11 protein-coding genes are annotated in these 10,002 nt (G+C 73.7%); 5 read left to right on the forward strand and 6 right to left on the reverse strand.

What is annotated here, in order from left to right; all coding sequences use genetic code 11:
- Positions 1–163: 163 nt before the first annotated feature.
- On the reverse strand, positions 164–1,642 hold the full coding sequence (locus VF468_31080; protein ID HEX5882729.1) for an ATP-binding protein: 1,479 nt from the start codon (positions 1,640–1,642) through the stop codon (positions 164–166).
- Between the two features lie 308 nt (positions 1,643–1,950).
- Between VF468_31080 and VF468_31085 the strand changes: the two genes are divergently transcribed.
- Together VF468_31085 and VF468_31090 are read left to right on the forward strand one after the other, a co-directional pair.
- On the forward strand, positions 1,951–3,219 hold the full coding sequence (locus VF468_31085; protein ID HEX5882730.1) for an MFS transporter: 1,269 nt from the start codon (positions 1,951–1,953) through the stop codon (positions 3,217–3,219).
- 42 nt (positions 3,220–3,261) lie between these two features.
- Complete coding sequence (locus VF468_31090; GenBank protein HEX5882731.1) at positions 3,262–3,672, forward strand: hypothetical protein; 411 nt, start codon at positions 3,262–3,264, stop codon at positions 3,670–3,672.
- On the opposite strand, the gene VF468_31095 is transcribed toward VF468_31090, so the two are convergent.
- Positions 3,626–4,714 (reverse strand): LacI family DNA-binding transcriptional regulator, encoded by a 1,089-nt coding sequence (locus VF468_31095; GenBank protein ID HEX5882732.1) that lies wholly within the window; start codon positions 4,712–4,714, stop codon positions 3,626–3,628. The genes VF468_31090 and VF468_31095 overlap by 47 nt on opposite strands.
- Before the next feature lie 85 nt (positions 4,715–4,799).
- On the opposite strand from VF468_31095, the gene VF468_31100 reads away from it, so the two are divergent.
- Positions 4,800–5,249 carry a YdeI/OmpD-associated family protein gene (locus tag VF468_31100; GenBank protein HEX5882733.1) on the forward strand — a complete coding sequence of 150 codons (450 nt, stop codon included), beginning with the start codon at positions 4,800–4,802 and terminating at the stop codon, positions 5,247–5,249.
- Between the two features lie 27 nt (positions 5,250–5,276).
- On the opposite strand, the gene VF468_31105 is transcribed toward VF468_31100, so the two are convergent.
- On the reverse strand, positions 5,277–5,900 hold the full coding sequence (locus tag VF468_31105) for a DUF47 family protein (GenBank protein ID HEX5882734.1): 624 nt from the start codon (positions 5,898–5,900) through the stop codon (positions 5,277–5,279).
- Complete coding sequence (locus VF468_31110) at positions 5,897–6,907, reverse strand: inorganic phosphate transporter (GenBank protein ID HEX5882735.1); 1,011 nt, start codon at positions 6,905–6,907, stop codon at positions 5,897–5,899. The genes VF468_31105 and VF468_31110 overlap by 4 nt, the downstream gene beginning before the upstream one ends.
- Before the next feature lie 282 nt (positions 6,908–7,189).
- On the opposite strand from VF468_31110, the gene VF468_31115 reads away from it, so the two are divergent.
- The gene (locus VF468_31115) at positions 7,190–7,852 is read left to right on the forward strand and encodes a response regulator transcription factor (GenBank protein ID HEX5882736.1); all 663 of its coding nucleotides are present in this window, start codon (positions 7,190–7,192) and stop codon (positions 7,850–7,852) included.
- Positions 7,853–8,121: 269 nt separating this feature from the next.
- Here the strand turns inward: VF468_31115 and VF468_31120 are convergent, their stop codons facing one another.
- Both VF468_31120 and VF468_31125 read right to left on the reverse strand, forming a co-directional pair.
- Complete coding sequence (locus VF468_31120; protein HEX5882737.1) at positions 8,122–9,108, reverse strand: NADPH:quinone reductase; 987 nt, start codon at positions 9,106–9,108, stop codon at positions 8,122–8,124.
- Positions 9,109–9,477: a cupin domain-containing protein gene (locus VF468_31125; GenBank protein ID HEX5882738.1), complete on the reverse strand. Its 369-nt coding sequence runs from the start codon at positions 9,475–9,477 to the stop codon at positions 9,109–9,111.
- Positions 9,478–9,651: 174 nt separating this feature from the next.
- Here VF468_31125 and VF468_31130 point away from each other — a divergent pair.
- A partial coding sequence (locus VF468_31130; protein HEX5882739.1) for a histidine phosphatase family protein occupies positions 9,652–10,002 on the forward strand: 351 nt, incomplete at its 3' end.

Raw genomic sequence — 10,002 nt, forward strand, 5'->3', positions numbered from 1 at the left:
TGGAACCGGCCGGCGGTTCCGCGACCGGGTCCCGGTACACCGGGTCGGTGCCGTACTGGGTCATGACATCTCCTCCTGCCTGCGATTGACTTGATGGTTCAAGCGCGCGCAGGCGTTTGTCTATCCCGGCATCGAGCGGCAAAACGACGAATTGCGCCGCCGGTCAGGATCCGGTGGCCTCCGGGAGCAGGGGAAGGTGGAGCTCGAAGCGGGCGCCGCGGCCGCTGGCCGGGTCGACCAGGAGGAGGTCGCCGTCCTGGCTGCGGGCGAGCTGGCGGGCGATGTACAGCCCCAGGCCGACGCCGCCGGAGCGGCGCTGCATGTGGCGCTCGAGCTGGGTGAAGCGGTCGAAGATGCGCTGGCGCTCGGCCTCGGGGATGCCGGGGCCGGCGTCCTCGACGGCGAGCACGGCCTCGGCGCCCTCGCGGGTCCCCGACAGCCGTACCGGCTCGGTGTCGGGCGAGTACTTGCAGGCGTTGTCGAGCAGGTTGGCCAGCACCTGCACGACCGCGTCCTGGGCGACCCGGACCGGCAGGGACCCGTTGGTCTCGATGGCGATGCGGCGGCCGGTGTGGCGCGCCCTGGCCTCGGCCCCGGCCTGGTGGACCAGGTCGATGGCGTCCAGCTCGGTCCTGGACGCGCCCAGGGAGGCCACCCCCTCGGCCTGCTCGAAGCGGGCGGCCAGCAGCAGCTGCTCGATCATGCGGTGCAGCCGCTCGCTCTGGTGGATGCCCATCCGGACCAGCTCGTCGCGCTCGGACGCGCTCAGCCGCTGGCGCCGGACCCGCAGGATCCCGAATACGCCGACGATCGTGGTCAGAGGGCTGCGCAGCTCGTGGGAGACGGTCGCGATCAGGTCGGCCTTGAGCCGGTCGGTCTCCTGCAGGCGCCGGACGACCTCGTGCTCGCGCTCGGTGAGCAGGCGCTGGCGCTCGGTCGCCTCCTCGGCGACGGCCTGCTGGGCCCTGGCCCGGATCTCCCCCGCCGAGGCCAGGAACACGGCCGCCAGGGGCACCACCAGGGCCGGGACCAGCAGCAGGCTGCGCTCGGCGACCACCACCGCCACCGGGGCCAGCGCCAGCACCATGGCCGAGCTGCCCAGCTCCAGGCGGAGGTCGTCGCGCCGCAGCCCCTGGAGCACGGGGATGCCCTGGTCGAGGCTGACCACGGTGCTGACCAGCAGGTGGTTGACCAGCATGAAGGCGGCCCCGCCGGCCGCCAGCGCGGGCAGGGTCGCGGTGGTGATCTCGTAGCCGCCGCCCAGGGCGTGGTAGACGGCCCCGCCGGCGGCCAGGGCGAGCACGTACTGGGCCGCGTTGAACAGCGTCTTGATGGCGCCCTTGCGCCGGCCCAGGTCGGAGACGACCGAGCCGAGGAGGAACACCAGCACCGCCACCGCCGTGCCGGCCAGGGGGACCAGCCCGTAGGCGAAGGTGGAGGTGATCGACACCTCCTTGAGCCGGTTCTGGGCGTTGATCCGGAGGAGGACCAGCTCGCCGGCGATCATGAAGAGGGCGAACACGGCGATCGCCCCGGCGACCTCGCGGGCGCGGCCGAGGTCGAGCCGGGTCAGCAGGAAGGCCAGCACGAACCCGGCGGCCACGGTGAGGCTGCCGACGTACCAGCGCAGTCTGGCCGACATCCTGCCCCTCCCCGGCGAGGTGACGACCGATTCTTCTGACTAGCGTACCCCGAGCTGATCCGCCCGGGGTACGTATGTATCAGCCCTTTTGAACTATCACCATCTCACGTGCCGGTGCGACGGCAATCGAATCCACTCCTTTCTGGTGTGGCTCGACGGCTCCGCAACGGGGCAATCCTCCCCATCCCTCCCCTTCTACCTCCCGCCGCTCACGAACTACTAATCGGCAAGGGATCTCCGCGCAGAGCCGTGCGTTCGGTACAGGAAGGGCATACCACCCGACCGGGTGGAAGCCGTAGGATCGCGCCGTGCGCTCCTCGTACCTGGCCATCCTGCGGCTCCCCCACGTCCGGCCGCTCCTGCTCGCCTCCCTGGTCGGGCGGCTGCCGACGGCCACCGGGCCGCTGAGCGTGGTCCTGTTCGTGCAGGAGGTGACCGGCTCGCTCGCCCGGGCCGGGGCCGCCTCGGCCGCCATCGCCCTGGCCAGTGGGCTGCTGGCGCCGGTCCGGGGCCGGCTGGTCGACCGCCTCGGGCAGCGCCGCTGCCTGCCTCCGATGGCCCTGGTCTTCGCGGCCGCCCTGGCCGGCATGGTCGCCGTCGCCGGCTCGAGCCCGGCCGAGGTCGCGGCCATGGTCGCCCTGGCCGCGGCCGCCGGGGCCGCCGCCCCGCCCCTGGGGGCGTCGATGCGGGTGCTGTGGCTGTCGCTGGTCGGCCAGGGCCCCCGGCTGCAGACCGCCTACGCTCTCGACGCCGTCCTCGACGAGCTGCTGTTCGTGATCGGGCCGCTGCTGGCCGGCGCGCTCGCCACCCTGTACCAGCCGTCGGCCGGGGTGCTGGCCACGGCCGGGCTGGCCGTGGCCGGGACGCTCGGGTTCGTGGCCTCGCCGGTGTCGAAGGCGCAGGCGGGCAGCCGGGCCGCGGCCGCGACCGGCCGGGGCGGCTGGGCCGGGGCCCTGCGCGGGCCGGGCATGCGCACCCTGACCCTGTCGCTCGCCGGCGTCGGCGCCGCCATCGGCATCTGGGAGATCGGCCTGGTCGGGGCGGCCAGGGAGGCCGGCTCGCCCGAGGCGGCCTCCCTGTTGCTCGCCGCCTGGGCCGCGGCCAGCGGTCTCGGCGGCCTCTGGTACGGGGCCAGGACCTGGCGCCGGTCGCCCGGCCACCGCTACCTCGCCCTGCTCGCCCTGCTCGTCCTGGCCGGCGCCCCGATGGCGGCCGCGGCCACGCCCCTGGCCCTGGGGGCGGTGGTCGCCCTGGTCGGGCTCGTCCTCGCCCCCCTGGAGAGCTCGGCCTACGTCCTGGCCGCCGAGCTGGCTCCGCCGGGCACCCTGACCGAGTCGGGCACCTGGCTGACCACCGCCATCAACGTCACCGGGGCGGCCGGCCTGACCGTCGCCGGGGTCCTGGTCGACCAGGCCGGGGTGCCGGCCACCCTGGCCGCCGCCTGCGCCTGCACGGCCGCCGGCCTGCTGGTCGCCCTGGCCGGCCGCGACCGCCTGGGCGCGGCCCCCTACCGGGGCCGCCACGAGGTGGGGCACGCCGCGACTCGACAACTGCGGCGGGAACGGCGCATGCTCTGATATCGCCCGATATCAGTTCGGGTATCAATGAGGGGTGCACCGATGTCAGAGCTGTCGCGCCTGCTGGTCAAGTCCGTCCGTTCCCTCCCGGCCGAGGAGCAGGACAAGCTCCTGGAGGCCATGCTCGAGCAACACCTGACCGCCTGGTCGGGGCCGGGTGGTGGTCCCGGCCTGCCGCCGTCCCCGGGGCACCGGGCCTACAGTCCGGAGCTCGCCTACGAGCTCACCCTGCCACCGCTCGGCCCCGAGACCGGCGGGCCCTGGCAGAGCGTGCCCGTCCGCCTCTCCACCGACCAGCACGAGCGGCTCAAGCAGTGGTGCCAGGCCAACGGGTTCACCATGGCCGTGGTCCTGCGCGGCCTGGTCGCGCGCTTCCTGGACGACCAGGCCGGCCGGGGCCGCCGGGCTACGGCGCCGCCCGCCGGCAAGCCCGGCGAGCCGCCGGCCTCCTAGCGCTGGCCCGCACCACCAGCTCGGCCGGGACGGGGGTCGCCCTGGTCGGGATGGGCAGCCCCCGGATGGCCGCCAGCACGGACTCCGCGGACTGGCGGCCCACCTCGGCGCCGTCGAGCCGGATGGTGGTGAGCGGCGGGTCGAAGCAGTCGGCCATGGGCACGTCGTTGTAGCCGACCACCGAGACGTCGCGGGGACAGTCGAGGCCGGCCTCGCGCAGCGCCCGGACCGCCCCCATGGCCATGGCGTCGTTGTGGGCGAACACCCCGGTGGCCCGGCGCCCGTCGGCCAGGGCCAGGGCCATCAGCCGCCGCCCCTCGTCGAAGACCGGCCGGCTGGCCGCCGGCGCCGCCCAGGCCTCCAGCCCGAGGCCGGTCGTGGCCTCGGCGAAGCTGTCGTGACGGTCCTTGAACGGCTGCACGTCCTGCGGTCCCGGCAGCTGGACGACCCGGCGGTGGCCGAGCTCGGCCAGGTGCCCGGCCGCCAGGGCGCCCCCGCCGAGGTCGTCGTGGGTCACCTCCGGCACCCCGGAGCCGGACAGGCCGCGCACGGCCAGGACCACCGGGACCCTGGACATCCAGCCGAGGATCCGGTCCAGGTCACCCCAGCGCGCGGCCAGCAGCACCAGCCCGTCCACCTGGCGGGCCAGGAGGTGGCCGACGGCCCGGTCGAGGGCCTGGGAGTCGTCGCGCGACTCGGCCATCAGCGCCATGTAGTCGGCCCGCTCCAGCTCGCCCTGGAGCCCGCGCATGACCGGAGCGGTGTAGGGGTTCCCGAGGTCGGCCACGACCACGCCGACCGTCGAGCTGAACCCGCGCCGCAGCCCCCTGGCCATCATGTGGTGCCGGTAGCCGAGCTCCTCGGCCACCCGCTTGACCCGGGCGCGCGTCTCGCGCGACACCGGGTGCGCGGTCCCGTCGTCCAGGGCCCGTGACGCCGTGGCCACGTGCACCTTGGCCGCCGCGGCCACGTCCCGGAGCGTCACCGCCCGACGCCCGGCCCGGTTGCCCGACGTCTCCACCTCGACCTCCCCCCTGCCCATCCGTTCTGCGAGCCTATACCGCGACGGCCCCCGTTGCTGATCCCAGGTAGCTGAGACGGGCCCGGGTGGTAGAGAGGAGAACGACATGCGGTTCCGGACCACGATCGTGCAGAGCGGCAAGAGCACCACCGGGATCCAGGTGCCCGGCGAGGTGATGGAGGCGCTGGGGGCGGGGAAGCGGCCGGCGGTCACGGTGACCGTGAACGGGTACCGGTACCGGAGCACCGTGGCCTCGATGGGCGGGGTGGCGATGGTCAGCCTGAGCGCCGAGCACCGCGCCGGGGCCGGGGTCGCCGGGGGGGACGAGGTCGAGGTCGACCTGGAGCTCGACACCGCTCCCCGGGAGGTGGAGGTGCCGGCCGACCTGGCCGCCGCGCTCGACGCCGAGCCGGCCGCCCGGAGCACCTTCGACGGGCTGTCCTACAGCAACAGGTCCTGGCACGTCCTCCAGGTCACCGGGGCCAAGACCGACGAGACCCGCCGGCGCCGGATCGCCAGGTCGGTCGACCTGCTCAAGCAGGGGCGCGCCCGCTGACGACGGGCGCGCTGCGCAACCTCTTGGTCAGCCCTCTTTGACGGTGGCGTACCAGACACGGTCGGCCGCCTCGATCAGGGTCTCGCTGACCCGGGAGAAGCGGCGGTAGAGCTCGCGGCGGCCGATGACCTCGCGGAGGTCGTCGACGGTGAGCAGGGCCGAGGCGGCCTTGCGGTAGACCCGCTCGACCTGGCGCTGGGTCTTGACGGCGGCGTCGGCGGCCGCGGTCGCGGTCTCGTCGCCGTCGCCGTGCCGGTTCTGGCTGAGGCGCTCGAACGCGAAGGTGAGCTGGCGGACGCCGTCGGCCAGCAGCGCCGCCATGTCCGCCGTCGCCTCGTCGGGCTCGATCCGCATGACCTCGGCCTCGCGCACCAGGTCCTTGGCGCCGTTGATGACGGCGTCCAGGCGCTCGGACATCACGTAGATGTCCTCGGCGTCGACCGGGGTGGTGAAGGCGATGGTGAGGGCCCGCCGCAGCTCCTTCTTGGCGTCGTCGGCCTTGTGCTCCCACTCCCTGACCTGCTTGGCCGCATCGGGCTCGGCGTTGGCCCAGGCGCGCAGCGCCTCCATGCCCTCCTGGGTGACCTTGGCCTGGTGGCACAGCAGGCCGAGCACGTCGGGGTTCTCGGGCAGGAACCAGCTCCGTTTCACGGGATCAACCTCCACAGTGGGACGAAGAGCGCCGCCAGCAGGGCGGCGGCGGGAAAGGTGGTGACCCAGGCGAGCAGGATGCTGCCCACGACCTCCCAGCCGACGTGGCGGTAGCGGCGGCGGCCGACCCCGACCCCGACGACCGAGGACGAGACCACCTGGGTGGTGCTGGCCGGAGCGCCGATCACCGAGGCGGCCAGGATCACGGCCGCCGAGCTCGTCTGGCTGACCAGGCCGTCGAGCGGCCGGATCCGGAAGATGCGGCGACCGATCGTCTTCACGATCCGCCACCCGCCCAGCGCCGTCCCGACGGTGAGGGCGGCGGCGCACGACATCGTCGCCCAGACCGGCGCCGACAGCGACGTGGTCGACCCGTTGGCCAGCAGCAGCACGGCCAGCACGCCCACCGCCTTCTGGGCGTCGTTGGCGCCGTGGCTGAACCCCAGCCATCCCGAGGTCACCCACTGGGCCTGGAGCATCGGCCGGTACATGCGGGCGGTGGCTCGGCGCAGGGCGCGCAGGGCGGCCCGCTCCATCAGCCAGGCCCCGCCGAACCCGAGCACCGGCGAGATGGCCAGCGCCGCCAAGGCCCCGAGCACGCCCTCCGGGTGCCCGCCGCCGACGCCGCCCCAGTTGACCGCCGAGACGCCCGCCTCCACTATCGCCGCCCCGACCAGCCCTCCGACCAGCGCGTGGCTGGAGCTGGAGGGCAGCCCCTTCCACCAGGTCACGATGTTCCAGGTCACGGCGGCGGTCAAGGCGGCCCCGACCAGCGGGATCGTCTGCTCCGGGGTGACCTCGACGATGCTGGCAATGGTGTCGGCCACGGCCGCGCCCAGCAGCAGCGGGCCGAGCATGTTGCAGGCCGCGGCCAGGACGATGGCCGGCCCCGGGCGGGCGGCCCTGGTGGCGACCAGGGTGGCGATGGCGTTGGCCGCGTCGTGGAAGCCGTTGGTGAAGGCGAAGGCCAGGATGGCGACGACCGCCAGCACGAACGCGACATCCACGCTCCCAGCCCTCCCGCCCGCCGGCCGCTCGCCGACGTCTGGATTGTGGCCAACTCGCCGGAGGTGTGGAAGCCGAGGTGCCTTCTGGGCGGGGTGGGAGGCGAGGGTCTTGCTGCAGTTGGCCGTTCGAAGGGTGGCCGGGGTTGGGGATCGAGCGCTGGCTGAGGCGGCCCCGGAGCCGGTCGACGGTGTGCACACCAAGACCACCCTCGAGGACTTCCTGGACCAGCTGGGTCACGCCATCGTCTTGAGCCATCTCGGCCCGGCTGCGAGGATGCGTTCATGAGCGCGGCGCCCTTGCGAGTGATGCTGGTCGACGACCACCAGGTCGTCCGCGACGGCATCAAACTGTTGCTCAGCAGCGTCGACGACGTGGTCGTGTGCGCCGAAGCGGCCACCGTCCACGACGCCGTACAGGTCGCCGCCCAGGCGTTGCCGGATGTCATCGTCATGGACGTCCGCCTGTCGGACGGGTCGGGCATCGAGGCGACCCGCGACATCCGCGCCGCCCGCCCCCAGACCCAGGTGCTGATGCTGACCAGCTTCGCCGACGACGAGGCCTTGTTCGCCTCCATCATGGCCGGCGCGTCCGGCTACGTGCTCAAGCAGATCCACAGTCCCGAGCTGCTGCGCGCCATCCGCACCGTGGGGGCCGGCCAGAGCCTGCTCGACCCGGCCGTCACCAAGGGGGTGCTGGACCGGCTGCGCAAGCACAAGCAGCTGGTCACCGACGAGAAGCTGGCCCGTCTCTCGCCCCAGGAGGAGCGGATCCTGGCGCGGGTGGCCGAGGGGCTGACCAACGGCCAGATCGCGGCCGAGCTGGGGCTGGCCGAGAAGACGGTGAAGAACTACGTGTCGTCGATCCTGGCCAAGCTGGAGGTGGCCCGGCGCGCCGAAGCGGCCGCCTACCTGGCCCGCCACACCACCACCCCCGGCCGCACCTGACATGGACTCGGTCGAGGTCGGCGGCCTGCGCATCGCCTACGAGCGTGCCGGCGACCCTGGTCCTGGCCTCCGCGTACGCCGGCTGGTCCGGTTCCCTTCCCGCCGAGGTGGTCACCCAGCGCCTCCAGCAGGCGATGGCCCTGTCGGAGCTGCCGCCCGACGAGTTCGTGGACACGCTCCTCCCGACCATGTTCTCCGACGGGACCCCGCCCGAGACGGTCGACGCGTTCAGGGCGAGCATGCGGGCCTTCCACCCCACCGGCTTCCGCTCAGGCTTCGTCGGGAACGAGGATCAGCTTCCCGTGCGCGCCTGGCTCGAGGATCCGCCGGTGGGCGGCGGCCGCCTCGCGCAGGGGCAGCTCCTCGCCCACGACCGGGCGCAGGACGCCGCTCCGGAGCTTGGCCGCCACCGCCGCCAGAGCGCCCGCCGACTCCGCCTCCGAGGCGTTCCACAGGGCGGTCCCCATGACGGTCGCCTCCTTGATCATGGTCAGCCGCGGGGTGAACTCCAGCCGCCCACGGCTGCCGACGACCACCACCCGTCCCCCGACCGCCAGGACGCCCAGGTCCTGTTCCAGGTTCACGTCCGCGAGCATCTCCACCACGACCGAGACCCCGCGGCCGCCGGTGAGGTCCGCCAGCTCGTCCAGATAGCCCGGCGCCGAGTGGTCCAGGACGTGGCTGGCGCCCGCGCCACGGACCACCTCGGCCCCTTCCGCCGACCCGGCGGTGCCGATCACCACGGCGCCGGCGTCGCTCGCCAGCTGGGTGGCCGGGACCCCGACGCCGCCGCTGGCGCCGTGGATGAGCACGGTCTCGCCGGGCTGGAGCCCGGCCTTCTGGAACAGCGCGCGCCAGGCGGTGACGCAGGGGACGCCCACCGCCGCGCCCTGCCCGTACGACAGCGTTGGCGGCAGCGGATGGACCCCCGCCGCGTCCCCCACCGCCAGCTCAGCGTACGTACCCGACCAGCCGGGCGTTCCCAGCGCGCCCACGAACACCCGGTCGCCCGGCCCCACCCCCTCCACCCCGGCGCCCACCGCGTCGACGACCCCGGCCCCGTCGAATCCAGGCGTGTACGGCAGCTCCGGGGTGAAGAACGCGTACGTCCCCGTCCGGATGTAGGTGTCGGCCGGGTTCACCCCGATCGCCTGCATGCGCACCCGGACCTGGCCGTCCCCCGGTTCCGGCACCGGCAGCTCGCGGTACTGCAGCACCTCCGGGCCCCCGAACTCCGGCACCTGGATCCCGTGCACTCAGGCCTCCCTGCTGGTCGCGCGAGCGTGCTCCACCAGCGTCTTGCGCGGCGGCGTGAACACGTCCAGCTCCAGGCAGCCGGAGTCCAGGGTGCGGGCGCCGTGCGGCACCCACGGCGGGATCACCGCGACATCGCCAGGACGCATGGTCCGCGACTCCCCGTCGAGCTCGAACTCGAACTCGCCCTCGAGCACGACGACGATCTGCTCCTCCTCATGGACATGGGTCGGAGCGACGGTGTGCGGCGCGAACGACACGAAGTTGGCCAACGCCTTCTCGCCGAGCACCGGACGGAACTGCAGCCCCGGGACGAACTCGACCGGGTCGATGTCACTCACCGTGACGAACCGCCCGGGTCCCTTCGGCATCCCACGGGCCTCGCTGCTGAAATGGGCTTCACCGCTGGCGCTGGTCATCGCATCATCCAATCTCCCGACGGCGGTAGGGAACGGCGAGCTGGCCCAGGGCTGACCATCGGCGCGTTGCCGGTCATCAGGCGGGACGATACCTCCTACACTGGCCCCACTGTGAGGCGCCTCTGGTTGCTCCGCCATGCCAAGTCCAGCTGGGATCAGCCCGGCCTTCCCGATGCCGACCGGCCCCTGGCGCCGCGGGGCCGGCGAGCCGCCGACGTCCTTGCCGCCCACCTGGCGGCCGCGGAGGTCCGGCCGGCGGTGGTGTTGTGCTCCTCGTCGCTGCGGACCCGCGAGACGCTGGCGGCCATCCTGCCCGCGCTCGGGGACGCCCTCGAGATCCGGATCGAGCGGGACCTGTACGGGGCCGGGGCCGCGCAGCTGCTGGACCGGCTCCGGCAGCTACCGGACGGGGCGTCGTCGGCCATGCTGATCAACCACAACCCGGCCACCCAGGACCTGGCCCTGGCGCTGGCCTCG

The sequence above is a fragment of the Actinomycetota bacterium genome (assembly GCA_036280995.1).
Taxonomy (GTDB): Bacteria; Actinomycetota; CALGFH01; order CALGFH01; family CALGFH01; genus CALGFH01.

Excerpts from the sequence above, each read along its gene's own strand:
- VF468_31115 (HEX5882736.1), top strand. The coding sequence starts at position 7,190 with ATGAGCGCGGCGCCCTTGCGAGTGATGCTGGTCGACGACCACCAGGTC.
- VF468_31095 (HEX5882732.1), bottom strand. The coding sequence starts at position 4,714 with ATGGGCAGGGGGGAGGTCGAGGTGGAGACGTCGGGCAACCGGGCCGGG.
- VF468_31090 (HEX5882731.1), top strand. The coding sequence starts at position 3,262 with ATGTCAGAGCTGTCGCGCCTGCTGGTCAAGTCCGTCCGTTCCCTCCCG.
- VF468_31125 (HEX5882738.1), bottom strand. The coding sequence starts at position 9,477 with ATGCCGAAGGGACCCGGGCGGTTCGTCACGGTGAGTGACATCGACCCG.
- VF468_31100 (HEX5882733.1), top strand. The coding sequence starts at position 4,800 with ATGCGGTTCCGGACCACGATCGTGCAGAGCGGCAAGAGCACCACCGGG.
- VF468_31080 (HEX5882729.1), bottom strand. The coding sequence starts at position 1,642 with ATGTCGGCCAGACTGCGCTGGTACGTCGGCAGCCTCACCGTGGCCGCC.